At 42.0% G+C, this 26021-nt stretch carries 26 protein-coding genes; 10 read left to right on the top strand and 16 right to left on the bottom strand.

Going from position 1 to position 26021, the window contains the following annotated elements; translation table 11 throughout:
- Positions 1–99: 99 nt before the first annotated feature.
- Positions 100–588, bottom strand: coding sequence for a DinB family protein (locus tag J7E77_RS26135; RefSeq protein ID WP_214717992.1), 489 nt, complete (start codon positions 586–588; stop codon positions 100–102).
- 111 nt (positions 589–699) lie between these two features.
- Complete coding sequence (locus J7E77_RS26130; RefSeq protein ID WP_214717990.1) at positions 700–1944, bottom strand: LysM peptidoglycan-binding domain-containing protein; 1245 nt, start codon at positions 1942–1944, stop codon at positions 700–702.
- Positions 1945–2239: 295 nt separating this feature from the next.
- Between J7E77_RS26130 and J7E77_RS26125 the strand changes: the two genes are divergently transcribed.
- From J7E77_RS26125 to J7E77_RS26105, 6 genes are all read left to right on the top strand, one after another.
- Positions 2240–2665: a hypothetical protein gene (locus J7E77_RS26125; RefSeq protein ID WP_214717988.1), complete on the top strand. Its 426-nt coding sequence runs from the start codon at positions 2240–2242 to the stop codon at positions 2663–2665.
- A gap of 545 nt (positions 2666–3210) precedes the next feature.
- On the top strand, positions 3211–3420 hold the full coding sequence (locus tag J7E77_RS26120) for a hypothetical protein (RefSeq protein ID WP_214717985.1): 210 nt from the start codon (positions 3211–3213) through the stop codon (positions 3418–3420).
- Positions 3421–3757: 337 nt separating this feature from the next.
- Positions 3758–5512 (top strand): alkaline phosphatase D family protein, encoded by a 1755-nt coding sequence (locus tag J7E77_RS26115; RefSeq protein ID WP_214717983.1) that lies wholly within the window; start codon positions 3758–3760, stop codon positions 5510–5512.
- Between the two features lie 265 nt (positions 5513–5777).
- The gene (locus J7E77_RS31870; RefSeq protein WP_374103010.1) at positions 5778–6287 is read left to right on the top strand and encodes a CBO0543 family protein; all 510 of its coding nucleotides are present in this window, start codon (positions 5778–5780) and stop codon (positions 6285–6287) included.
- 482 nt (positions 6288–6769) lie between these two features.
- The gene (locus J7E77_RS26110; protein WP_168240856.1) at positions 6770–6907 is read left to right on the top strand and encodes a hypothetical protein; all 138 of its coding nucleotides are present in this window, start codon (positions 6770–6772) and stop codon (positions 6905–6907) included.
- Positions 6908–7491: 584 nt separating this feature from the next.
- Positions 7492–9135, top strand: a complete 1644-nt coding sequence (locus J7E77_RS26105) for an SWIM zinc finger family protein (RefSeq protein WP_251028195.1) — start codon at positions 7492–7494, stop codon at positions 9133–9135.
- 115 nt (positions 9136–9250) lie between these two features.
- On the opposite strand, the gene J7E77_RS26100 is transcribed toward J7E77_RS26105, so the two are convergent.
- Positions 9251–10153 (bottom strand): PdaC/SigV domain-containing protein, encoded by a 903-nt coding sequence (locus J7E77_RS26100; protein ID WP_214717979.1) that lies wholly within the window; start codon positions 10151–10153, stop codon positions 9251–9253.
- A gap of 753 nt (positions 10154–10906) precedes the next feature.
- Between J7E77_RS26100 and J7E77_RS26095 the strand changes: the two genes are divergently transcribed.
- The gene (locus J7E77_RS26095) at positions 10907–13849 is read left to right on the top strand and encodes a DEAD/DEAH box helicase (protein ID WP_214717977.1); all 2943 of its coding nucleotides are present in this window, start codon (positions 10907–10909) and stop codon (positions 13847–13849) included.
- Positions 13850–14030: 181 nt separating this feature from the next.
- On the opposite strand, the gene J7E77_RS26090 is transcribed toward J7E77_RS26095, so the two are convergent.
- Entirely contained in the window at positions 14031–14513 is a 483-nt protein-coding gene (locus J7E77_RS26090; protein ID WP_214717973.1) for a hypothetical protein, read from the bottom strand.
- 199 nt (positions 14514–14712) lie between these two features.
- Here J7E77_RS26090 and J7E77_RS26085 point away from each other — a divergent pair, with 199 nt between their 5' ends.
- Both J7E77_RS26085 and J7E77_RS31300 read left to right on the top strand, forming a co-directional pair.
- Positions 14713–14856, top strand: coding sequence for a hypothetical protein (locus tag J7E77_RS26085; RefSeq protein ID WP_214717971.1), 144 nt, complete (start codon positions 14713–14715; stop codon positions 14854–14856).
- Positions 14857–15021: 165 nt separating this feature from the next.
- Positions 15022–15156 carry a hypothetical protein gene (locus tag J7E77_RS31300; RefSeq protein ID WP_285290737.1) on the top strand — a complete coding sequence of 45 codons (135 nt, stop codon included), beginning with the start codon at positions 15022–15024 and terminating at the stop codon, positions 15154–15156.
- An 84-nt stretch (positions 15157–15240) separates the two neighbouring features.
- On the opposite strand, the gene J7E77_RS26080 is transcribed toward J7E77_RS31300, so the two are convergent.
- The 9 genes from J7E77_RS26080 to J7E77_RS26045 form a co-directional block, all read right to left on the bottom strand.
- On the bottom strand, positions 15241–15783 hold the full coding sequence (locus J7E77_RS26080; protein ID WP_214717969.1) for a DUF4865 family protein: 543 nt from the start codon (positions 15781–15783) through the stop codon (positions 15241–15243).
- Positions 15784–16061: 278 nt separating this feature from the next.
- Positions 16062–16805: a hypothetical protein gene (locus tag J7E77_RS26075; protein ID WP_251028194.1), complete on the bottom strand. Its 744-nt coding sequence runs from the start codon at positions 16803–16805 to the stop codon at positions 16062–16064.
- A gap of 98 nt (positions 16806–16903) precedes the next feature.
- Positions 16904–17221 (bottom strand): hypothetical protein, encoded by a 318-nt coding sequence (locus J7E77_RS26070; protein ID WP_214717967.1) that lies wholly within the window; start codon positions 17219–17221, stop codon positions 16904–16906.
- Positions 17222–17378: 157 nt separating this feature from the next.
- The gene (locus J7E77_RS26065; RefSeq protein ID WP_214717964.1) at positions 17379–18152 is read right to left on the bottom strand and encodes a class I SAM-dependent methyltransferase; all 774 of its coding nucleotides are present in this window, start codon (positions 18150–18152) and stop codon (positions 17379–17381) included.
- 121 nt (positions 18153–18273) lie between these two features.
- Complete coding sequence (locus J7E77_RS31295) at positions 18274–18543, bottom strand: CBO0543 family protein (protein ID WP_308160777.1); 270 nt, start codon at positions 18541–18543, stop codon at positions 18274–18276.
- Positions 18544–18575: 32 nt separating this feature from the next.
- Positions 18576–18746 carry a hypothetical protein gene (locus tag J7E77_RS30930; protein WP_251028192.1) on the bottom strand — a complete coding sequence of 57 codons (171 nt, stop codon included), beginning with the start codon at positions 18744–18746 and terminating at the stop codon, positions 18576–18578.
- Between the two features lie 67 nt (positions 18747–18813).
- Positions 18814–18993: a hypothetical protein gene (locus J7E77_RS26055; RefSeq protein ID WP_214717961.1), complete on the bottom strand. Its 180-nt coding sequence runs from the start codon at positions 18991–18993 to the stop codon at positions 18814–18816.
- 219 nt (positions 18994–19212) lie between these two features.
- Positions 19213–20043 carry an aldo/keto reductase gene (locus J7E77_RS26050; RefSeq protein WP_214717958.1) on the bottom strand — a complete coding sequence of 277 codons (831 nt, stop codon included), beginning with the start codon at positions 20041–20043 and terminating at the stop codon, positions 19213–19215.
- Between the two features lie 46 nt (positions 20044–20089).
- Positions 20090–21322, bottom strand: coding sequence for an MFS transporter (locus tag J7E77_RS26045; RefSeq protein ID WP_214717955.1), 1233 nt, complete (start codon positions 21320–21322; stop codon positions 20090–20092).
- Between the two features lie 178 nt (positions 21323–21500).
- Between J7E77_RS26045 and J7E77_RS26040 the strand changes: the two genes are divergently transcribed.
- Complete coding sequence (locus J7E77_RS26040) at positions 21501–21872, top strand: winged helix-turn-helix transcriptional regulator (protein ID WP_214717953.1); 372 nt, start codon at positions 21501–21503, stop codon at positions 21870–21872.
- Positions 21873–21983: 111 nt separating this feature from the next.
- On the opposite strand, the gene J7E77_RS26035 is transcribed toward J7E77_RS26040, so the two are convergent.
- From J7E77_RS26035 to J7E77_RS26025, 3 genes are all read right to left on the bottom strand, one after another.
- Positions 21984–22307 (bottom strand): glycosyl hydrolase family 28-related protein, encoded by a 324-nt coding sequence (locus J7E77_RS26035; protein WP_214717951.1) that lies wholly within the window; start codon positions 22305–22307, stop codon positions 21984–21986.
- 47 nt (positions 22308–22354) lie between these two features.
- Positions 22355–24040 carry a hypothetical protein gene (locus J7E77_RS26030; RefSeq protein WP_214717949.1) on the bottom strand — a complete coding sequence of 562 codons (1686 nt, stop codon included), beginning with the start codon at positions 24038–24040 and terminating at the stop codon, positions 22355–22357.
- Positions 24041–24226: 186 nt separating this feature from the next.
- Positions 24227–25363 (bottom strand): 3D domain-containing protein, encoded by a 1137-nt coding sequence (locus tag J7E77_RS26025; protein ID WP_214717948.1) that lies wholly within the window; start codon positions 25361–25363, stop codon positions 24227–24229.
- Positions 25364–26021: the final 658 nt, after the last annotated feature.

Raw genomic sequence — 26021 nt, 5'->3', positions numbered from 1 at the left:
AACTGAGGGAGTTCAATAAGAGACTGCCGCCAATGGCAGCTGGATCTCTAACTTTTGCACCAGTTGATAGAACAAGGTGAAAAAATCAAATCACTTCATTTAATCTTCAGTTCCTAACACATCTGTATTTGGGGGCTCATAACCCATCTGGCGCAACATAGCAACAATTTGTCCCTTGTGGTGAAATTCGTGAGTGATGGTATGCATTAGCAATTTACCGGGAGTAATTGTTACTATATCTGTTGTTTCTCTCCAAGGTATCTTTCTCTTTATCGGCTCATCTAACTTACTTCCGAGTAATTCAAATACCTCATTGACTAATGAATCCACCAGTTCAAAGCGTACTTTTGTTTCGTCCAAATTGAATCTCAGTAGTTCTTCCTTTGGAGTAAGTGGCTTCTTTGTTTTTAATAAAATAAATGAACCGAGCCAAGCATTATAACAATCTGCTACGTGTACCAATGAGTCTCTCACACTTTGCCAACCATATCCATTGTGGCGAGTAAAGTCATTGGGTTCTAGTTTCCTACAAAACTCTAGCAGCGTTCCTCGAGTATGTCGGACCCATTCATATTCGTTTTGATCCATTATATACACCCACTTTTTTTAGAATGATAAAACTTATTCTTTATATGTAAAAATAGACCCCTACTTTAGCCCAATAAAAAAAGCCTCAAATCTGAGGCTTTTTTTGTCAATTTATTGTAAAGATAGTAAAGTCATTTGTTGACCTCTTTTTCCTTCAAGTGTTAGGGTCACTTTTTCCCCTTGATGTTCAAATAATTCATTTAACATGCTGCCTGATGCTTTGGCAGCATACGTGATCCCATTAGATGTGATAAACCGAAACGTTCCTTGAGGGTCCACCCCTCCTATATTTGCTGTAACTTTTATTTGATTCGTAGCAGCTGCTGTTGTGGCAGGGATTTTAATTTCTTGGCCAATTTTCAACTTTGCTGAGTCTACGGTTGGATTTAGTTCTTGAATCGATGCGACAGAAATATTTAGGGCTTTACTGATTTTTGTAAAATTGTCACCCGGCTTAATCACATACACTGATGTAATTGGTTTTGTTGTTGCTGGCAGGTTAGTAGTTAAATAGGTTTCACCCACATACGCAGCTTTGCCTTTGAATTTAATCTGAGCCCATCCATTTATAGATGCTTCGACAGAAACTCGATCGTTTAATCGTAACGTACCTATTACAGCACTACTCGTAGAGGCAGCTTCTCTCACTCTCAAGGAAGTGGCCGTTACATACATGGGTTTGGCTTGAGTGACCGCTGGTTTCGTCGTTTCTTCTTGTGTGGTAAGATAATTGGCACTCACAAAACAAACTCTTCCTTTGATCAGAATGCCAGCCCAGCCGTTTTCTATGAAGGAGACCTTCACTAAATCCCCTTGTATATATTTTCCGATGACACTGCTTTCAGTCGTCGGGTGTGACCGAACATTTAGGGTGGTAGCGGTAACTGTTCTGTTATGTACTTTTGGTAAAAGAATTTTTTTACCGTTAATGGAAGTTCGTCCATTGGCCTCTACTATTTCTTGTGCTGTTACTCCATGTGCGGCAGCGATATCTTCGATTTTTTCACCGTTTTTTACCTGATATGTATATTCCTGAATAAAGGCTGCATTTGATGTGCTTGCAAAAAAGCTAAGGACTACGGTAAAAATACCCGTCACAACCAGTTTTTTTACTGGGCTAGTTTGTATCCATTGGTTCACCTGTGACACATATGTATTCCAATTGGCACGAATATCTTTTAGGAATCCTTTGACATCTAATACATTTCGAATATCAAAATAATTGACGCGTTGATCATATTCGCGTTTTTCCATCCTTGAAGTGAACTCTGGGACAGGTTTGATTTGCTTGCTTTTTCCGTGGGTTTCTTTCCTGATTCGTGTTAATTCACCATTTTCAAATAATTCTTTCGTCATAATATCTTGTTCTCCTATTTCCTGTTTAGGGTCATTCATTTGTTCTCATTTAAGAAAAATGGACGATTATGTATTTTTTTAAGGCAGACGATCATGGTTAACACTAAATGCGGCCCATGACCATTTACCTCCCCTATGTATATTTCGACATTTTCCATCATTTTCTGTCCCAATTTTCGTTAGTTTTTCAGAAATATACGAAAATACTGGAGACTGACTACGTCACTATGACAAATTTTTCTAGGGCATTCCCCTATATATTTGCATACGTATATAAGGAATGGAGTGAAATACAGTGAATGCTCAAACAGAAAATACAAAAGAAACCAAGGAAAATAGTAATTCTGACAAGATGGAACTGATTTCACAACTTGAAAAACAAGTTTCCGTTTCAGTCTGGATTCAATTTATTGGTCAACTCATGGAGGCATTTTATTTATCTAAAATTATGTTGATTGATGAGGAAGCCCGATCGGATGCCAATGAAAGACAGATATTACTGGGAGCATGGATTCAAACCATGGGCCAATTTTTAGAAGGTTTTGGTACGACGAAACAATTATTAACGGATGAGGAACGGCTCACGTTGGAAGCTCAAGAAATCACCAATTTGGGAGATTGGTTACAATCCTTAGGGGTTGTATTAGAAGCCAACGCAGGCACGCAAATTATTCTGGAGGAAAAAAAGAAAGAATTGGAACCGACCGAGTTCTTGCCATAACTGTTATTTATTTGTTGAAGTTCGATGACTTAAATTGTTACATGGCTAAACAACTACATTGAAAAAAGGAATGGGTTGGAAATGAATCAATCGAGTATGCTCTTGTTTAATGAAAATGATAAAAGACGGATATTTCTGCGACCTCATGCTTTTTATCACCATTTTCACTATGGGAGACCACATTTCGGCACCCCTTTATTTGGTGGATTTATGGATGGATGGTTTAACCGCCCATTTTTCTCTCCATATGGTTACAGTTCCCCTTATTATGGATATGGTTATCCTGGGTATTATCCTTATTATTAGTTTAATGTCTTTTTTAACTGCCAGGTGCAAGAAATTATAGTTGAAGATGGGGTTGCGGCTGCAACTCCTTTTCTAATGCCACTAACGGCAGTTTAGTTTATTAAGATATCTTCCATTTGTTTAATTGGGTGCCAGCTCATGTTATAATGAGTAACTTAGGATCATTACTACTTTTACTTAGAAGTGAACGGATGCCAAGAAAAGCCTCCGCCTAGCGATAAAATATGAGGTGTATGAGAATGAATAAACGATGGACGATTGGTAAAATTAAAGAATTTGTTGAGAACCATTCGGAAAGCAAGTTGCTAACGACGGAATATCAAGGTTTTTCTCAAAAGTTACTATTTACATGTGCATGTGGCAACAACTTTGAGAAAACATTTACGAAATTTAAAAATAATAACCAACGTAAATGTGACGTGTGCCAACCTCCAAAAGCGACACGATAACGTATAGCGAATAAACGAAGTGCCAATTTCTATTAAAGAGAAGTTGGCACTATTTTTATTTTATAGGGGAATAAAAGTGGATTTAGTTTGTAAGTTTTTCATTAAGATAATATTTAAAAAAACGGTATGAAAAGACTACTTAAAATTGGTATAAATTGCCGTTGATTGGGAAAAAAATAGGTTTTATCCCTTTTTAAATCGAAGGTCCTATTCTAAATGAACTGTCTATCGACTACCCGACTATTTTTCTATTTACAATCTTCATATTCAATTAATAAATCCCATTTATAATCAAATCCGTGGTTAAGAAATGTAATCTGAGAGGGGAATATGAAGCATGACAAATGAGAGATCTTTGGACGAATTAATTAGGAAGTTTAACGAACAAAATTTGAAAAAGAATATTGATCGCCGCAGCTTTCTTCATGGAGCCGGCAAGATTGCAGGGCTGTCCCTAGGGTTGGCTATTGCTCAATCAATGGGAGGATTTAAAGTAGATGCTGCTCCGAATTTCAGCGAATATCCTTTTACTCTTGGTGTTGCTTCTGGCGATCCGCAATCTGACAGTGTCGTTTTATGGACAAGGTTAGCTCCGGATCCGTTAAATGGCGGAGGAATGCCCTCTCATATCGTTCCCGTCAATTGGGAGCTTGCAACAGATGAAAACTTCCGCAGCGTGATCAAACGAGGAACAGAACATGCTTCGCCTACCCTCGCCCATTCTGTCCATGTAGAAGTGAGCGGCCTGAAGGCGAATACGGTTTATTATTACCGTTTCAAGACCGGAAATGAACTAAGCCCTGTTGGAAAAACAAAAACCCTTCCGGCAGCAGGTGCCAGCGTAGCAAGTATGACGTTCGCATTCGCTTCCTGCCAGCAGTATGAACACGGGTATTATACTGCGTACAAGCATATGGCGAAAGAGGATCTCGATCTTGTGTTCCACGTTGGCGATTACATATATGAATACGGTACGAACGAGTATCTTTCGCCAACGGGCAATGTCTGTGCCCACAAAGGCGATGAAATTATCGCGCTTGAAGATTACCGCACTCGCCATGCCCAATATCGTTCAGATGAACATCTAAAGGCTGCACACGCTGCATTCCCGTGGGTTGTTACATGGGATGACCATGAAGTGGAAAACAACTACGCAAATGTCATTCCAGAAAAAGACCAGTCTGTTGAAGAGTTTATCAAGCGCCGTGCCGCTGCATACCAGGCTTATTACGAGCACATGCCGCTTCGCAGGTCGTCATTGCCGCACGATGGAGGCATGCAATTATACAGGGATTTCACGTATGGTGATTTGGCGAACTTCTATGTTCTTGATACACGCCAGTACCGTGATGACCAGGCGAATGGTGATGGAACGAAAGCTCATACACCGGAATCCTTGGATCCAAAGCGCACTCTTCTTGGAACAGAACAAGAAAAATGGCTGCTTGGCAATCTAGGAAACTCGAAATCCCATTGGAACGTCCTTGCCCAGCAGATTTTCTTTGCGCAGCGCAAATCTGGAAGCAGCACGGCTCCGAAATACAGCATGGATTCATGGGATGGCTATCCGGCCGCACGAGAGCGCGTTACCGATTTCGTAGCTGGACATAACATCAACAACGTGATCGTTATTACAGGAGATGTCCATGCAAGCTGGGCTTCTAACCTGACAACGGATTACAACAATCCAGACGCTCCGATTTTTGGAGCAGAGTTTGTGGGAACATCGATTACTACAGGAGGAAACGGATCGGATTGGCGTGCAGACACAGCCAAATCTTTAGCGGACAACCCGCACATCAAATTCTTTAATAATTACCGCGGTTACGTTCGCTGCCAGGTCACTCCGCAACAATGGCGTGCAGATTACCGTGTCGTTCCATTCGTAACTGAGCCGGGAGCAGATATTTCAACAAGAGCGTCATTTGTTTATGAGAAAGACCAGAAAGGGATAAAGGAAATAGCAGCCACCACGGTGCCTATGGGTATCCAAATGTCTGCAGAAGTGGAAGAAGACCGCCACAAAGCCCACGCACGAGCGCATGAAATCCAAATGGAGAAAAAGCGCAAACGCGAAGCCGTTCCTAATTAAATAAGATAATACCTGTAGAACAGCAGGCGCTTCATACGAAGGATACAAAATAGAATGGTCTATTTTGTATCCTTTTTATTTGGAGGCATAATATCGTAGTTATTCTTAGAGTACAAGGATTCAAACTTTGAAATAAGAAATTTTTACGGTATAGATTCAAAGATAGTAAAAGAATGGGGTTTTTATTGCACCTGTCAGTTGAAGAGAAAGTAGTAATAATTTTAAGCTTTTTGGTAAATTTTAAAATAAAAACTGTTGAAATTGGGTGTTCCTATTGCGTGTTGTACTGTGCCTAACTCTGGTACTTTGCTGCTGGAAATTTGGAGATATAAAAAATTGGAGAAAATATTACCCCACTATTTTATACCTAATTGTAAATAATTTATTATATAGCTTCTTTGTTAACGGAAAATATTTTCTATGGAAGTTGGAACCTGATTTTTTATTAAACCATACCCTTTCAGTATTAATTCAAACTTTCATCATATTTCCATGTATTGTCATACTATTTTTGTCCTATTTACCTAAAAATCGGAAGAATCAAATAATGTATTTACTAATATCGGGAGTAATTCTTGTTTGTATCGAAGGTATAATGTTTATTGGTGGAAAAATCACCTATCATAACGGTTGGAACTTCTGGTGGTCAATCGCCTTTAATTTCTTGTGGGTTATTATGTTGAGATTTCATTACCTTAAGCCGATTCCAGCTTGGTTGGTTTCTTTTTTATTTACAGCTTTTTTTGTCATTTATTTCCATGTTCCGTTTCCTTAACACAAGTAAACAACGAAAAAAGATTTTTATCGTTGATTTCAGACTTTAAAAAAGTTTAATACCTAATCACACCGAACTTATTGTAGGTGCATAACATGCCTATATGTAACTGCACCTGTTAAACCCTCAACATATATAGGTCCATACAAGGACTGCAACAAAGCAAAGGAAAATATACCTCATCAAAATGTACATCAACCGTATCAACAGCCCCAACATATTCCACAGTACCCACAAACACCATACGCTCCTCAGTATCAGCGATATTGGTGATAGCAGAGAGACCATTACAACTATAACTGGGACGAAGACCGCTTTGAATCTTAAAGGGGTCTTTGTAAGTTTATATAGATGGGCTGGTCTAACTAATGATTTAGTTAGACTTTTTTGCGATGGGCATACCCCTACTCAAGTTTACTGGTATAAGAGAGTGATAGTTTGGCAATAATGATGATAGTTACATATTCGAGGGGGTTATGAGGGTGAAAGAGAATAGGTTGTTATTGTCAGAGTTTGCGAGTGAGGAAGGTTTTGAGCTTAACAGCTATCTTACCAGTTTGTTTGAATATTTTTCTAGTTTGACAAAAAATGAAGGTACGAAGATCGAGCCAACTCCTTGATTTGTGAGGAGTGGCTTTTTTTGTGTGTTCATTTTACTGTGTTGGGGGTTGAGAATGGGGTTTCAGGCATTTACTGGCAACCAGTGGATTCATTCAATGGTTTACTGTCGACTTTTCATAGTTTACTGTCGACTTTTTTCACTTTACTGTCCACTTTTGATTTTTACTGTTCACTTCTATTAACTTACTGTCCACTTTCCCCTATTTACTGTCCACTCCCTCCATTCAACCTCAAACTCCCCAAAAAGCCAGACGATAGACTGGCTCTGGTAACTTTTATTTCTACTTTTTCAATTAGACCAGCCTAATTTCAAGACTTAAAACCATTAAGTTACCTTTTTTTATTAAAACCCTGCCACCGCCTAAAATTTGGTGTCAGGCACCACGATATGCCGCTAATTTTATTATTTGATTGCCGCAAAAAATTAGTGTGTGGGGATTTCTTCCCAAACAATTTCTCGGTTGCGGACGCTATCATGGGTTCATTTTTCAAAAATGTGTTTTGGATTGAGGCTTGCCTTCCTCTTTGGGTGAGTTTTTGGGTATAATAGAGGAATATGGATTTTTTGGAGGGGGTTGTGGCTTTGGAGTCGACGCCTGCAAGTGAACGGATTGAGCTTTTTGGAGATCAGGTGCGGGAATTGCTGCACCCGACGGTGACGGAGGATGCGAAGCTGGTTCAGAAGGGTTTGATGCTGTACCGACAAGGGCTGGTGAAGCAGTTACAGATATGGAATGAGCAGATTACTGCGACGGTCCAGGATGTGACGCCTTGTTATGTGAAGTTGAATTTTGAGTTTTTGTCGCAGAGTGAGTGCTCGTGTCCGACTGAGGGGTTTTGTCGGCATCAGATGGCGGTGTTTTTGAGTGCTTATTCTCGGGTTGGCAGTGTGGCGGATTGGGTCGCTGAATGGCGGGAGCCGATGCGTGAGTCGATGCGTGAGTCGAAGGCGGTTTCGGACTGGGGGCTGCAGACGGCGAAGGATTTGATTAAGGCGAATGGGGTGTCGAAGCCGGATTATGGGCGGTGGGTTCATTCGTTTGAGGTGAGTTTTGATACGCTGTTGGCGACGAAGAAGTATACGAGCCCGTATGTGATTCCGGAGTTGTTTGGGATTTATGAGCGCCGGATTCATGCGAGTGCGCCGGTTGAGCAGGAATGGCGCTTGCTGTATGAGTTGGTTGGGATTGTGGTTTCGTTTCGGAAGCTGGCTCGGCTGAGTGAGCAGCTCGGGCATGATGAGGATATGGTGAAGCGGGCTTATTTGCATTTGTTCCATAATTTGATGGATGATGCGGAGGAGCTCTCGATGAAGATTGGCGTGCAGTCGCTTCCGTTTGATTTTGATGAGTTTGTCGATAAGTTACGGGAGGATACGTTTGAGCTGTTGACGTGTACGCAGGGGGTGGCGTATGAGCGGATTTTCTTGTATCGGTTGTTGTGGATTCATTTTTTCAAGAAGAAGGCGTGGCGTGAGGAAGAGTTGGTGAAGATTCAGGCTCGGATGAAGGGGCTGCAGGATTGGGAGAGCCCTGACCCGCTGCTGCTCGCTGGGATTCATTTGAATTTCTTGCTTGGGGATGATGAGGCGGCGTTGAAGTTGACAGGTCCGTTTGGCGATGAGGAGATTGCACCTTATTTGGTGTATTGGATTGAGTATTTGTCGGGGCTGAAGGCGTGGAAGCGTGTTGGCCCGGTGATTGAGTTGTTTTTGCAAAAGGTGAAGGGCTATTTGGAGTGGCTCGGCGGGTATCATAGTTGTGCGACGTTTGTGCGGAATGCGCTTCGGGCGGTGGCGCCTTATTGTGCGGAGAGTGACCGGGTGGATTTGTATGAGCGGGCGATGCTTTCGATGCTGCCGTATAGTTTTGGGGATTATGAGTTTGTGTTGTTTGAGCGCGGGCAGTATGAGCGCTGGGGTGAGCTGCAGGCGTTTGTGGGCTTGGATTATTATGAGTTGCCGAAGGACCGTTTGAAGCTTGTGGAGAAGGAGCGTCCTGAGGTGCTGTTGGCGATGCTGCATCAGACGGCGCAGCGTGAGATTGATCAGAAGAACCGGGCGAGTTACCGGATGGCGGTGCGGCACTTGAAGAAGCTGCGGACGCTGTATAAGAAGTTGAAACGGGTCGATGACTGGGAGTATTTCCTGGATACGTTGATGGAGCGGACGAAGCGGCTGCGGGCGTTTCATGAGGAGTGTAAGCGGAGTAAGTTGATTGAGGGTTGATGGGTTTTTCTTAATAGAGCAAAAGGTGCCAATTCTCGTGGCACCTTTTATTTTTGTTATTTTTACCAGGGGCGGTGGTGCTGGTTCGTTCGAATGTATATTTGAACTGGGATGGTTACTGTTGAAGCAGGCTTAGTAACAATAACGAATGTATGTTTTGGGCTATGGCCTGATAGGTAATCTCGAATTCTGCATGGTCCCCTTCTGCATGGCTGACGGGAATGCTAATTCCGAGGGAATCGCTGGTGAAATAGCTAAATGTGTCGGACTGATTTTCGTTACCGATATTGTCGAGTGAATCGGCGTTTGTGAGCATGTTTAGTAGGTCGCTTGGGTGTATGCTGTTCAGGATGCCTTGGTGTTCAGGCTTGATGAATTTGGCGTTTTGCTTGAGATTTCCGACGAAGTTTTCATCGATATTGACCATGTCTTTTAATTGTAGAATAGTTCCCGTTTCGATGTCGATATTGGTTGTATAGTAATGATTATTGGGATGGGCTGCACCGTTCATGTACCCCACTCCTGTGTATTGAATACTCAGCAGGCTGGGACTTTTGGATTTGATTTCATAATTGATTTCGAGGGTTAGGTCTTGAACCTCGGGCAGGTAATAGTTTAGTACTTTGATGGCTTCTTTTTTTAAAAGTTGATTAATGGTTTTCTCCTTTTGCTGATCGCTTGATTTCGTGAGTTGGGGATAGTTTATTTTGATGTTGTTTTCTGTGTAGTTTGTTTTTGTTATTTCGTAGGGATTACTGGATGGACCTGGATTGTTAGGGCTGCTATTGTTGTTATTGTGGTCGGGTTGTTCGGCGGGCTTTACGCCGGGGTTGGTGTCAGGTTGTTCGGCGGAACCGGGCTTGGCATCGGGTTTATCAGTGGGTTTTTCGTTTGGATTTTCAGTTGCTGGCTCCGGTTGTGGATCACCATTCGTTTTCGAATTATTCCCTTGGCTGCATGAGGTTAACAACAGAAGTAAAAATATTAATAGCGTTATATTGAGATTCTTCTTTCCCATATACGATCTCCTCGTTTTATGTCCTTAATAGATACAATAAAAAACCACAGCTGAAGCTTCCATTGGTAGGTCCAGATGAAACTAGATTTCGCCATCAATTATATGCCACTTTATTCTTTTTATGTTACAACTGGCGGTTTCCTTTCTCAGGTCATTGTCTTTCCGATTCTGGAGAACCAGCACTTATTAGGGGACGGATCCCTGCCGGGGACTACTTTTAAGTTACCTTTTGTAACAACAAACCACGTACGAATATACTACTTAAGGAATAACTTCAATCCTCGCCCTCCTCTAACCACACTTTTTTGGGTATAATAGAGGATATGGATTTTTATGGAGTAATTTAGATTTCACTTATGAGATTTTTTGGAGTTAATTTTGGTGTATTTTAGTGTAATTTTTGGTGTTATTTATGGTGTCATTTATGGTGTCAGGCACCGCTCGTGGACACTTTAGTTATTTTGTCCATACGGAGCGGACATTTAGTTAGAATTAGCTAGGTTGACTGGTATTGTGGCTTGTTTATTTTTAGGTGAAATTTGTTTTGTGCCATTTTGGATGGGTTTTGTTCCATTTTAATAAGTTTTTGTGCCATTTCAGGGGGCTTTTGTGCCATTTTTAAGGGGTTTTGTACAATTAGACATTTTCTGGAAATTAACAACTAGTAATAGCTTTGATGTTTGTGAAATTATGCATTTTCCGGAGATTTCCATCTAACTTTGTTCTCTCCCCCAATAAAGGAGTTTTGGATCGATGCTTAAAACAAGGTTTATGAAATTGCTGACAACTAAATTAGGGGAAGGTCGCTTTCTTCTTACTGCGGAGGATGAACGAGGTCATGTGATGAGCCCGTTTAGATGGAAGAATCTCGTTTTCAGCAGTCATGAGGAAAGCTTCTTTGGTACGCTCCTTGAGACGGATACGGTGAACGACGTCGAGGGTGTGGTGGTGAGCGGCTGGCATCTGGTTTCGCTTTTTGCCAAGGAGTCGTTTAATCGATATATCGAATGGGATTGGAATGAGCAATCTGAGATTTGTCTGGCGGCCGCCCATTCGCTGTATGAGGGCATCGTTGAGAAGGATTGGCTGCCGGACTTTTCGGTCTGGGAGCACGGGGATTTCCGTTGGAAGCTTCCTGAACGCGTGAAGGATGAGTTTGACCCATCGTTTTGGGAACAAAGGATTGAGGAGTCTGAGCCCGCCATCGACGAACTGATAGGCCATGAGCTTGGGACGACCAAAAACTATATCTCAGACTTGTACAATGATGCCCTCGATGGCTACTTAACGCGGAATTCTGCGATGAAGGAGTTATTCGGGCCGAAGCTTGATTTGCTCCGGAAGCAAAATATTTCCGGCGGAGAACTCGCTCGCTATTTTGATGAGGAAAGCTGGCTGGAATGGGTCGGAATTAAGGAAAGCGACACACCTTTTACGATTGGGCTGCGCTTAGATGAGCCGGTTGATGGCGAAGGTGCGTGGAGTCTGGATCTATTTATACGAGGAAAGAAAAATGTCGATGAGGTTTATGATGTGGATGGGACCACCAAGATCCCAGCGAAGTGGCGTCCATTTTTAGAAAAAGTTGACCGCGAGCGGGAGCGCTGGGTGCGATTGATTCCGTGGTTGGGTGAAGACGGTTATTTCAAAACGCATCTGAGCGAGGAAGAAGCATGGATGTTTTTGACGGAGGCGAGTGAGACACTGGTGGCATTGGATGTTGAAATCCTCCTCCCTTCCTGGTGGCAGGCGATGAAAAATGCCAATCTGAAAGTGAAGGCATCGCTGAAGGGTGGCTCGAGTCACCGGCCGTCATTCGTCGGGCTTCAGGCTATGCTTGATTTTAACTGGCGCTTTTCGATGAATGGTGTCGACTTATCCGAAGATGAGTTTGGGAAACTTGTCGAGGAAAAAAGACGGCTTGTCTTCATTCGCGGCCGTTGGGTAAAGCTTGACCCGCAGTTTATTCGACAAATACAGGATATGATGAAACGTGCTGAAAAAGAAGGCCTGCATGTCCGCGATTTGCTGGAACAGGAATTGCTGGAGTCGGATACTGCTGAAGATGAACTGGACAATCCAAAGGCATTTGCGAAGATTCAAATTGAGTTAAACCGTCAATGGAAGCAAATGATCAAACAGCTGTCGGAAGTCCACGAAATTCCGCTCGAGGACGTGCCTCCTGGGTTGCAGGGTGAGCTTCGTCCTTACCAGCAGCTCGGCATGAGCTGGCTCTGGTTCTTGCGCCAGTACGGATTTGGTGCCTGCCTCGCCGATGACATGGGTCTCGGTAAAACCGTCCAGCTGATCTCTTACCTTTTAAAGGTGAAAGATGTGGTCGGGGATGAATTGGCTGTGGTGCCTGACACCCAAACTGAGGCGAAAAAACGCCGCAAGAAGGATGAGGATGCGGCTGCAGTTAAAGTTCCAACCAAGGCTGCGTTGATTATTTGCCCAACTTCTGTGCTTGGAAACTGGCAGAAGGAGCTAGAGCGCTTTGCACCGGAGATGAAGGTGTATTTGCATTACGGGTCGAACCGTCTGAAAGAGGAAGCTTTTGCGGAGAAGGCAAAAGATGCCGATATTGTTTTGACTTCGTATGGCCTGAGCCACATCGATTTGGAGGAGTTTGAATCACTGATTTGGAGCTCGATTGCGATTGATGAGGCGCAAAACATTAAGAATGCCCAGACTAAGCAATCAAAGGCGGTTCGAAAATTGCGTGGCCGCCATCACATTGCACTGACAGGAACTCCGATGGAAAACCGCTTATCGGAATTGTGGTCTATTTTTGATTTTACCAATCATGGCTATCTGGGCAGCTTGGGGCATTTCCAGAAAAAGTTCGTCATTCCGATTGAAAAAGATGAGAAGAAAGACAGGGTTCAACAGCTGCAATCGTTGATCCGGCCGTTCTTGCTGCGTCGCACGAAAAAGGATGAAGAGGTTGCCCTTAACCTTCCTGACAAGCTGGAGCAAAAGGAATATTGCCCGCTCACCGCTGAGCAGGCGTCGTTGTATGAACAGCTCATCCATGACACGTTTGCAGAAATTGAAAAACTGTCAGGCTTTGAGCGCAAGGGGTTAATTTTACAAATGTTAAGTAGATTGAAGCAGTTGTGCAACCACCCTGCCCTCTATCTGAAGGAAAAAGCTGCTGGGCGCGAGCTGCTGGAGCGTTCGAATAAGCTTGAGAAACTTGTCGAATTAATTGATGCCGTTTTGGAACAGGGTGAAAGCTGTCTGATTTTCACCCAATATATCGAGATGGGCGAAATGATTCGGAGCACATTGAAGAAGAAATTTGGCATCGAGGTGCCGTTCTTGAACGGAAGTGTGCCAAAAGTGAAGCGTGACGAGATGATTGAGCGGTTCCAGAATCAAGAGTTTCCGGTGTTCCTGCTGTCATTGAAAGCAGGTGGAACCGGGTTGAATCTGACGGCGGCCAATCACGTCATCCACTACGACCGCTGGTGGAACCCGGCTGTGGAGAACCAGGCCACCGACCGTGCCTACCGGATCGGTCAATCGCGCTTCGTTCATGTGCACAAGATGATCTGCACGGGTACCCTCGAGGAGAAAATCGATGCGATGCTAGAGAAGAAGCAATTCTTGAATGATCAGATTATCCAGAGTGAGAACTGGATTACCGAGTTATCTACGGATGAGCTGAAAGACTTGGTTTATCTGGGGTAATGTGGTTTTTCGTGTAATGATGGTGTCTGTGATGGTAATGGTGTCAGGCACCATCGTGTAAACCTAAAAAACATACAATGAAAAAATGCTCAGAGATTACCACTCTGAGCGTTTTTTCGTTGTTCCACTTATAGTCCCCCGTTTGTTGAGAGGCGCCTCTTTTTGAAGGAATATTCCTAAATTAGGATTTGCAATTTATAAATTTACTGTGTAATGGGAGGAAAAAGCTAAATACAACAAAATACAACGGTATTGAAAAGAAAAAGCTCCAGCCATGTGGCTTGATATAACCTACTTTTCTCATTCCCCATTCCAATAGAGTAGCAATTATGGTAAATATAATGACAATTATCCATTTATTTGTTTTCTTAAAATAGTTTAAAAAAATAACGGAAAGAGAGGAAGGAATTAAGCTGTAACTTATAAACTCTCCTATTCCCGTGATATTTGGGTTACCAAAATCAACAAGGTCGAACATTTTTGCAAATAAGGAATCACCAATCCAAGCAAAATAACCAATTACTCCAAATGTAATATAAAGAACTCTCCAACCGATCTCTTTTTTGGGCATAAAAAGAGCATATAAAAACAATAGCAAACCTACACTGATCGGCAGCCAATTTCCTTGAGCATGTAAATCTAAATTCTTACTCAATGAACTCAAACTAATCACCTCTTATTTACTTTCTCTAAATTAATTATGATTATTTCAAGTATTGTCCCTCATCATTTAGACCATACTCTGTTATTTTTCAGTATAATTTTGCTATTTCGCCTATTTTGTAACCGCTTTTATGTGAATTGATTCACATGTATAATAGGTTTATAAGGAATCCAATAACCCATTCCAGGGAGGAATCATGATGCTTACTAATTTTTTGTTTGAACTCAAAAACTGGTTGCTTGGCGAGCCAATGGATGAAATCCACGAATTCGAACGATTAGAATCAAAACATACCAGGGTTCACCATGATGAATATATTTACGAAATTATCCGGGTCCATTAATCCATTTTATACGTCAAAGAAGCCTTCAACTTAGAGGGCTTCTTTTTTTCGAATGAGACGAAAGAAATTCAGCTAGCATAGCCTCAAAAAAAGAAAGCAAACTAAAATCGTGGGGTGCTGAAATAGTTGCAGCCTTAAAGGAATAACTAAATGGGTGGTGAAAAAATGGCTAAAAATAAGAATAACCAATTTAAGAAACATAATACGGCTCTACCAAAAGCCGATTTAGAATTTGCGGAAGAACGAGGAAATGGCTTTGAAAAAGTCGCATTAAAAGCCCAAAAGAGTCATAATAAGTAACCATAACGGGACAGTTATCCTATCCCGCCTGTTGTTCTAGTGGAGCGTTTCTGTTCTATTCAGGAACGCTTTTTACTAGCTACTTTATTCATGTGATATATGTAGGATTTGATAAATTACTCCGCTCATTTCTTTTACACTGCTTACATCGTTTAAATAATAAAACACATCGTACTTCCATTTATCGGGATTATAAATAACTAGATACTCTGTATTATCAATCGTTGGAATATCTTTTCCTATTTTATCTTTTAAGTTATTTAGACTTTCTTGTGGTGGTATGTCTCTTGTGATTTGGAAAAGATATTTATTCTCTTTGATTTTCGATGTCGTTGTATCAATTAGTGGAATTCCGACATTTACTCGCTGCCATCCAAAAGAGTTGATTATATTGTCATAATAACCATTAAATAAGAACTTGTTTAGCCCGTTGCTGCCGTTCCAAAGGTATAATGGACAATAACTATTTTGTAAATTATTATGGATTCCTTTTTCAGTTATCAAATAGAGTTTAAATTTAAGATCCTCAAATCCGTCTGTTTTATGACCATTATTCCATACTCTGTCCTTGATTATGTTCATATCATAATCACTTGGTAATGTAATTTTGTATTGTGTGGCTATCATTTAATCAATTCCTCCTTTTGAGTCCTTGAGAATCACTGGCATTTATTTTTGTAGTGAGGGCATAAAAGAATTTTTGTGGTTCATCGAGGCGGAGATGGGCTTTGGTGACTTTTTTCTTAAACCCATAGATGAACCTCGCTTCGACAGGATGATAAAATTCCACTTCAAATGTGGGTTTTTCTTTGAAAAAATCAGCAAGGACGGCGTCAAAAACTTGTTTTGATTCGTCTTTTGTTAATGTTTCGGGGCCATGATAATAATGGATGCTTTTAATTTCCTCAAGCGGAACGATTAACTGTTTGATGAGCCCGACCTGGACGTACAATTGTTGGTCGGTGATCATAATCGGGCAATGCCGAATTGCTTGGATTTCTGCCAGAAAGAATAATAAGGTAAACACATTTAATACCAGAGCGATAGTGGCGACTAGCGGACTCCACGAGTGAAGGAGAAAATGAAAACCTACCGATTCCAAAACCAGGGCGTGGATCAGCATGACGTAAAGCGTGATGGTGCCCGTATTTTTTATGATAGGTGTAAATAAGCTCATTAGGTATCATCGGTTTTTTCCGCCAAGAAAATAGGCTGAAATAATAAATGGTCATATCGGAGAAAAAGATTTCTCGTACCGGAGATGGTTGTAGATGCTGTTCCCATGCTTGTTTCATTCGATATGGAAAGGTTGGAATTTTGCTTTCGTTTTTGCGGTAGCTTTTGATGATTTTTGGAAACGAAGTAAATAGCTTAATCACGACATAAAGCTCTAGCAGGAAAAAGGCTGCCTCACCCGTGAATAAGATATATTTTACAAAGGGGTAAGCTGACAGGAGACCGTGCGGAATAATCAGTACCGCAGCGCCATATCCTGCAATCATGACAGGGAGTATATATTTAAGCGAGTAACGCTTTCTTAGGATAAAGAAGTACACGAGTAAAGGTATGGTAATGATGAAATCAAATAGGGATCCTAAGGAGAGGACGACAGTAAACCAGAGCCATTTATTTTTCGAAAGAGATATCATTGTTACCTCCGGAAGACCTTGATACTGTCATTTTAACATAAATATCCAATTAATTAGATTGTAAAGTACTCTAAAATTGTGAAAAATATCAATAAATTTTAGAAATAACTTCTGTAATAATATAACATTACTCCAAGGGTAATGATGGTATAAGCCATGGAGGTAAGGAAAACAACATTCGGTGAAAACTCATACTTTTGCTGGTCAACTTTGATCCCAGTGGTGCCTTGAACTGTCATATCTAAATATCTTGAAGTGTGCCCGCCTTTTGACGTAAAGAACCAAATGATAACGGTGGAAGCTAATCCAATAAAGAATGAATAATCAATGAATTTTGTATGGGTATAATACGTTATGCCATAACTCAATCCTGTTAAAACTAAAAACGTAATCATGATGGTAATTAGTCTTTTCATTATTGTTAACTCCCCTTTTAAAATACCTATCTCTATATACGGATTTATCGCAAAAATGTTCCAATTATTGGTTTTTTTAATATTAGTTCCATGTTCACAGAGGTACAGAACCATTATCCAGGCTTAACCAAAAGAAGGACCCATATGGTCCCCGTGATTACTCTTTTATCCCCAGCACACGAATCCGCTTATAATCCGCGATCCACTCACCGTTGCGGAATAAAACTTCTCTTGAGTTCTCTTCCACTCTCGTGATGATTAACTCTTTGGTTTCGGTTGTCACGCCTTCGAACATGCTTGTGGCGAACATCTCGATCCAGTTTCTTAAGCCTTGCTCTCCAGATAAAGGGGTCGGCCGATCAAAATGTTGGGCGTGGGTGACCCGAAATCCTACTTGTTCCATCATGGATGTGTATTCGCCAATGCTTGGGTAATACCAAGGGAGCTGCTCTGATTTATACGTGATTCCCTGTTCGCCTAACTGATTAATAATTGCGTCGATAATTTTCTGGACGTTGCCTTTCCCGCCGAATTCAGCGACAAATCTGCCCCCAGGGTTTAAGGCATTATAAATGGACTGTAGAGCCTGTTTCGGGGTTTTAATCCAATGAAGTGTAGCATTAGAGAAAACTGCATCAAACTCGTTAGTGTACCCCATGTTCACAGCGTCCTGTACCTTGAAGGTGAGACCCGGGTACTTTTTTTGTGCTTGCTGGATCATGTTTTCGGATTTATCAATCCCAATAATATCGACTCCCAGTTGATTCAGTTGGTTGGCTAGATCCCCTGTTCCGCAGCCAAGATCAAGAATCTTTTCTCCTGACTTCGGTGCTAACAATTGGACCAAATCCACTCCAAATTGAGAAACAAAAGAATGCTTCTTATCATATAAATTGGCATTCCAACTATCTTCCTTAACCTTACTAGCCATTTTTTATCACAACCCCTTTTAGATACTCCATTTAATAATTATAACAAAGGGATGTGAAAAATACCTGTATGGTGTCCTCACCGGAAGGACAGGTGTCCACAGATGGTGCCTGACACCATTATTATTTCTCGGCGGTTTTTCTAATGAGGGACATTAGGTTGCGCACGATTAAAAAGGCGGCTGCGATGGATGCAAAGCTATGTAGTGAGGTCCAGGACTTTTTATATTTGATTAATTTTGTGTTTTTTTCGAGCCAAGATTCAACAAGTGTCGATGGTAGTGTAAATAAGAGGCACTTAAATAAGATTCCATATATGCCTGAATCTCTAGTTACTTGATTGAAATAAATGCAGCTGATTGGGAAAATGAGATAGCTAAATAGAACACTTATATCAAAGCTTTTAGATAAGTTAACAGGGTATTTTAAGTATCTCTTTTTACTAATAAATTATCTAGAATGGTGGCTATATAGCTTTTCAATAAGAAAATAATCAACCAGTCCTTTAAAGGCGGCTTTCGAATTAAGTTAAAGAACGTACCAATTCCAGAAACAAATAAAAACTTTAAGATGTTTTTTTCAAGCTGATTTCGCATTTTCTTCACCCCTCAAGCATGTCGCCTTTGTTTAACCAATAAAGTTGAAAAAAAAGTACTGCATTTATTATTGTTGCTTTAAACTCTCTCCATTTACCGCAAGAGCGACTTTTTGCTTTGGATGGTAAATGAAGGTTCTCCATTTACCGCTGGAGCGGATTTTTGCTTTGGACGGTAAATGAAACGGCTCTCCATTTACCGCTGGAGCAGATTTTTGCTTTGGATGGTAAATGAAACGACTCTCCATTTACCGCTGGAGCAGATTTTTGCTTTGGATGGTAAATGAAACGACTCTCCATTTACCGCCAGTGCAGCTTTCGCTTTGACACGGTAAATGCAAGCATAGAAATAAGGCCAATCTCAGTAGTGAGATTGACCTGTCCACACCACCCGGACAAATAGGTGCATTTGTCCACGGGCGGTGCCTGACACCAATGATGGCACTAAAGATGGAACCATAGGTAATTTAAAAGTCAAAGTTGTCGGGGTCTGGGCCGACGCGGTGGTTTTGGTTTAGGTTGTTGATTTGGTCTACGTCTTCTTGTGTTAGCTCAAAGTCGAATACTTGTGAGTTTTCGATGACTCGGTGTTCTTTTGTTGATTTTGGGATGGTGACGACGCCGTTTTGCAGATCCCAGCGCAGGATGATTTGGGCGACTGTTTTCTTGTATTTTGTGGCGATTGCTGCCAATCCTTCATTGTCTAACAATTGGCCTTGCATTAATGGCGACCAGGCTTCCATCTGAATTCCCTGTTCGCGGCAGAACGCTTGGACTTCCTTTTGGGTTAAGCGCGGATGGTATTCGACTTGGTTTACCATCGGCTTGACCTCTGCATCTTTCATCAGGTCTACAAGCTGGTGCACTTGGAAATTGCTTACCCCAATTGCACGTACACGCCCTTCTTTATAAAGCGTTTCTAATGCTCTCCACGCCTCCTTGTATTTCCCAGCCACAGGCCAATGAATTAGATAGAGGTCCAGGTACTCTAAACCTAGTTTATCTAGGCTTGTTTGATACGCTGCTAATGTGGATTCGTAGCCGAGGTCAGCATTCCAAACCTTGGATGTGACAAATAAATCTTCTCTAGCGATGCCTGATTCCTTAATCCCTTGTCTGACACCCTCTTCGTTTTCATAGATGGCCGCTGTATCAATGCTGCGGTAGCCATGTTGGATCGCTGTTTTTACCGCGTTCACTAACTCAGGTCCTTCCTCTACTTTAAAGACGCCAAGTCCGAACCAAGGCATTTTTACTCCGTTATTTAATGTAGTTGTACTTTGTAGGTTGTTATTCATTGATATAGCCTCCATTTTTTTAAGTTGAATTACGCAAACGCCCTTCTCAGGAGGACAGTTGTGTTTTAGTGGTGCCTGACACCACTGCTGTTGCAGTTGATTGATCTCTCCGTTCCAATGCTCGACTCCATCCTGTTAGGATGGCTGCTGCGAGGACCATTAAGGCTCCGATCCATGTGGTGTGGATGAGGCCAAGTGTGTCGGTGATGATGCCGCCTAGGTAGGAACCGATGGCGATTCCGGCGTTGAAGGCGGCGATGTTGAGTGCGGATGCGACATCGACGGCACTCGGGACGTAGCGCTCCGCAAGGATGACGACGTATACTTGCAGTCCTGGTACGTTCATAAAGGCGAGTAAGCCCATAAAGATAATCGTGATGAGGCCCGCGATTTTGAATTGTGCGGTGAACATCAAGACGAACAGGACCACGGCCTGGACGATAAACATATAAAATAGGGATCCAATCGGATTGCGGTTCGAGAGCTTTCCGCCCACCATGTTGCCAATGGCGATCGCCAATCCGTAGGCTAGTAAAATTATTGCAATCGAGCCTTCTTTAAAGCCGGTTATTTCCTGTAGTAATGGTGACAAATAAGTAAAGACAACAAATGTGCCGCCATACCCCAGTGCCGTGATTGTGAATAGAAGTAAGAGCCGGCCATTGGTCAGGAGCTTGAACTGGTCTCGAACGCTGGTCTGGGTTCCTTTTTTCAAAAAAGAAGGTATTAAGACCCAGTTGGCGATGAAGCCGATGATGCCCACGGCGATGATGATGACGAAGGCGAGTCTCCAGCCATATTGTTGGCCAATGAATGTTCCGAATGGAACGCCCGTGACGGTGGCGACGGTGAGGCCGGAGAACATGATCGATATGGCGCCCGCACGGCGGTTGGCCGGGACGAGGTCGGCGGCGATGGTGGAGCCGATCGACATGAAGACGCCGTGCGACAGCGCGGAAATCACGCGGGCCGCGAGTAGGACGCTGATGGTTGTTGCGCTTGCGGCGATGCTGTTACCGATGATGAAGATGATCATGATCCAAAGTAATAAGGTTTTTCGTGACATTCTCGATGTCAGTGATGTTAGGACGGGTGCTCCGAATGTGACCCCGAGGGCGTATAGGGAGACGGTTAGTCCGGCCGTTGTGACGGGAATGTGTAAATCGTTTGCAATGAGTGGCAGCAGGCCGACGCTGATAAATTCGGTGGTTCCGATCGCGAAGGCGCTGACGGCTAGGGCCAGTAGTGCCAGTGTGCTTTGCTGTTTATTTAAAGGCATGAATTTTCCTCCTCATTTGTGTAGGTTTATTTAAAAGGGTATGATTGTTTTCATCCGGCAAATGTTATTATGGGGTATATGAGAAATTATCGAAAGTACGCACTTTAAAGTGATATAGGTACCTTTGGGTGCGGTAGGTACTTTTCGGTGCCTGTCTGAATGAGGAGGAAGATGTGTAATGGAGAAGAAGAAATACAATATATCGGTGGAAGCGACGCTTGAGGTGATTGGGGGGAAATGGAAGTGTGTAATTCTCTGCCATTTGAAGCATGGGAAAAAGCGGACGAGTGAATTGAAGCGGTTGATGCCGAATATTACGCAGAAGATGTTGACCCAGCAGCTGCGCGAATTGGAGGAGGATGGCGTGATTAATCGGATTATTTATAATCAGATTCCGCCGAAGGTTGAGTATGAGCTGAGTGAGTATGGCCGGAGCTTGGAGGGGATTCTAAATTCGCTTTGTACATGGGGGGAGAATCATATTACGAGGGTTTACGGGGATAAGTTTTCTGTGCTTGAAGAAAGTGTTTTGAATGATCATCTTAAATAGATGGTGGTATGGGTGTCAGGCACCATTTGTGATGTACGTCCACTGCCAATAGTGTTTTGGGTGTCAGGCACCGTTTGTGATATGAGTCTAGTGGCAATGATGTTTTTGGTGTCAGGCACCATTTGTGATATGAGTCCAGTCATTGGAAAGCTTTAGAGTAACCGTATCGCGATTCTCGCCCACTAGATTTACATTTGATTTTACAAAAATCGGCTGCAAAATATAGGTTCCAGCAGGTATGTTCACATCGCCCCCGCCATTTTTCGCAACGGTATTTATGGCCTTTTGGAAAGCATTTGTATCATCGGTTAATCCATCACCTTTTGCCCCATATTTCTTCACACTGGACCCCGAGGGATTGTTCACCTGTTTCGTAACGATATAGAATGAAAGGAGCGTTAGTGATAATAAAATTAATAGAGTCACTTTTTTCATTTTACGCTCCTTTTTTATAAGGATTTTTTACGACTTATGCCTGCTTTTTATGATTGTATAAATGGCCGGTCTTTGAGATGGTCGGTCTGCTCCATCATGTGAACGTAAAACAGGTCGTAACGGACCCAGCGGAGCGGGAATTTAAACGCAAGTTCGTTTTTCTTGTCGTAGACGAGAACGTGCTTTTTGTTGTATTCTACCTTTTTGATTTCGTGCATTCCGATCGCATGCTGTTTAGAACCGTCCTTCATCACTAGCTGCTGGCCGACGACTTGGATCGCTCTTTTCTTATTTCTTGTAAGTTCGTATAGACACATTGCGCCACCGATCACAGTTAGTCCAATCAAGAAAGGAATCGAGTCTTCTGAAAATCCTCCAATAGCCTCTCTAATCCAGTGTATCACCGCCAGGCTGAGGAAAAACCAGGCGCCTTTGCTGAGCCGTGGCGAACTTTCAAAATAAACACTGATTTCATGTTCTAGCTTTTCCTCTTCTCTTTTTTTGAAAAAAGCGGCTTTGTGTTCTTCGATGCTGGCTGAATCCCATTCAACAAAATCAGTGTAGCTGCCATCCCATATTTCGGCCGTATCGTCGCCATCCTCGAGCGCATAGCCGCCTGCCCAGCCCGCATATCGGGTCCCGATATGCATGAAACTCAGTAAGTAATAGCGGATCGGCTGCCCATAGGTGTTTTCTGTTTCGACTTTATCGATGATCTGAATGTCTTCCGGAAAACGAATGATTCCTTCTTCTTCCTCTGGCAAGTTGATAATCGTCGAAAAAAGCCTAGATTTCGCCAAATGGGGCTGCTTTCCTTCAGCGATTGGATACAGATGCTCTAGATTTCTTTCCTTCAACTCCCAATAAACGATTTCTGCACTTTCGATCTGATTTGCAGCCTCTACTAATGTTTTCTGATCATATGGAAGGTTTTTGGCGATAGATATGATTAGCGCTTCTGTTTTAATAGACGGATCACGGAAAGCCATTGCCTTCTCCAGCTCGGCGCCTATGTCAGATGAATAATAATATTCCATTAAGTTAATTAATAATCGCATTCTCGAACGAAGAGCAAAATAGCTAACCTTCCATGCAGAATACACATATTTGCTTGTAAAATCGGAATCATATTTCAAGTAAGCTTGTTTCTCTGCCTGATAATCTTCAAGCAGGATCGGGAGTATTACCTCTTTTTTATAGCCTTGCTCGAAGCCGGAAGAGTTTAGCGATAATAACAAATCATAGAGCATGAATTTATAGTGTTTGGTATTTAGATGCTCGAGTGTTTTATCAAGGATTCCCTTGATCAGCATCGGATAATTTTCAAGTTCTTTAACGGGAATAAAGAAATCCTCTGTCTGGATTAACCCGATTATTTTTTCCTCAAGCACGTAGAAAATCTCTTCATCTTCTGTTGCTAGCAACATTACAATCGCCAGCTCTTTTGCCTGTAAATCGAGACCGTCGAAATGCTTTATGAGTCCCTCCACCACTTCCGGCATGGGAAAATCACAGACAAAGTCAATGAGATAAAAGGATGGGTTGTCCCAATTTTCCACACGCTCTGGAAAGTTGGATGCAGCCGTCTTGATCATATCCTTTAATACATCGATTTGAACCTCGAGTCCTTCTTGAAATTTATATTGAGCAAGCTGTTGTAGTGCCTCAAGTCTTTTATGCGGACTTTCGCTTTTTACCTGTTTTAAAATCGAACGCAGCTTTAATTCAATCATCGATCCCCATCCCTATCTCAATCTTCTAATTTGTGACACTATTATTTTATTTCATAACCAGCAAATCAGCAATGAGGACATGGGTCATGAGGTGCTCAAAAAAGGAAAATGAACCAAAATTGTGTCGAAAAAAGACCTAACAGTGGATTGTTAGGTCTTTTTGGATGGCTGAAGTGATTGCAGGGATTAGTCTAGGACGACAACTTTCACAGTTCTTCTGCCCCATTGTAATGCTTTTGATATGGTTGGCACTAATACGTCGATTTTATGGCCCTTAATCGCGCCGCCGGTGTCACCTGCGATGGCAACGCCATAACCTTCAACCCAGACTTTTTTTCCAAGTGGAATGACTCTTGGGTCGACGGCAATCAATTTCATATTCGGATTTTTACGAATGTTGTAGCCGAGTGCGGTAATGGAACCGGACTCTTCTGGGCTGTATGCTGTTGCGGTAACATACATCTCCTTACCACTTGTTGTTGCTGCTGCTGTTGTTGTGATGTTTTCTGATGATGATGGCGCTGCTTTTGTTGTTTTTGCAGTTGTACGTGCTTTGGCCTCATCTTGTTCTTTTTTGATTTTCGCTTGAATATCCTTCATTTGCGACTCAACGCCGGCTTTTTCCTGTTCGGCTAGCGCCATTTGTTTAACGATTTGACTGAATTTTTGTTGCATTACGGTTAAGGTTTGTTGTCGTTTTTGCATGTTTTGATCAAGTAGAGCTTGTTGATTCGCAAGTTCCTCTTGGTCTTTTAATAAAATTTGTTCTTGTCTATCAATCTCTTTTTTATCATTTTCAATCTGTTGAAGGTCTTCCTTCTGGGCTCCTAAGATATCTTTATCCGCATCCATCAGGGCCGAAACGGCGCTCGCGCGTTGGATAAATTCTGAGATACTATCAGACTCGAAGAATAGGTTGATCATTACATTGACGTTATCATTTTGTTGAAGTGCGACGGCCCGCTGCTTCATAATCCCTTTACGTGCAAGGATTTTATCTTCTAGGACGACGATTTCTTGTTTCTTTTTTTCAATGAGTTGATTTGTTGCGTCTATTTTTTGCTGCGTTTTTGCCATTGTTTCTTTGTTCTTTGTAATATCGCTGTAAAGAGAGTTCAATTCTTGTTGAATTTTTTCTATCTCTTGATTAACAGTCTGCTTTTCTTGGGCTTTTTGCTCTACTATTCTTTGTTTCTGCTCCAGCTGTTGCTTGGCATTATGTAGGGCTTCACTGCTTGTTTGTGCATATGTAACCATAGACCCCGTTACTGATAGGATGATTGTAAGTAACACGAGAATGATACGCTTTTTTGTCGTTTGCATACGCTTTCTCCTTTCCTTAGTACTCTATTTATACCAGATGAATGTACCAGTAATGTTACAGAAATATTAAAAGTACATCACTTTTTGTCATATTACACGTGAAAGTGTCAATTCTGTGTCATAACAGTGTCCTCTTTTTGGGGTGAAATGTCAGTTGTGGGTGGGGTTTCTTGGCGGTGGAATTTTATTGGTGTCAGGCACCAGAGTAGTCATTTACCTGTGCCAGGCTGGACGCCTGGCTTTTTAGTGGGTTTGAGGATGGTTTGAGGAAGTGGACAGTAAACTATGAAAAGTGGACAGTAAATAACGGATGTAAATAAATGGGGTATCCCGAAATGCCTAAAAGGGTGAGAATTCAAGGCAAATGGAGCCGGTTTACCATACAAGTAGAGAAAATAAGCGTTTTGGCCTTCTGGCGTGGCGAGTCGTTGCTCTTTATTCCTAAAATAAAAAAAGGCTCCGAAAAATTAAACTGTACCCGTTAGAGTAGACACTTAAAAAAGGTCTGCCCTATCGGGTACTTTTATGTATAATGAATAAAAATTGTAAGAATCGGAGAATAATCCTATGTCAAAAAAACTCTTCACTGATAAAGAAATAAAGATCCTTTCTAATAATCCTTATGTCAAATCTGTAAGTACAAAAGGAATTACCTACA

It is taken from the genome of Bacillus sp. ISL-77, assembly GCF_018613105.1.
This window is presented reverse-complemented; position numbering and strand designations above follow the sequence as displayed.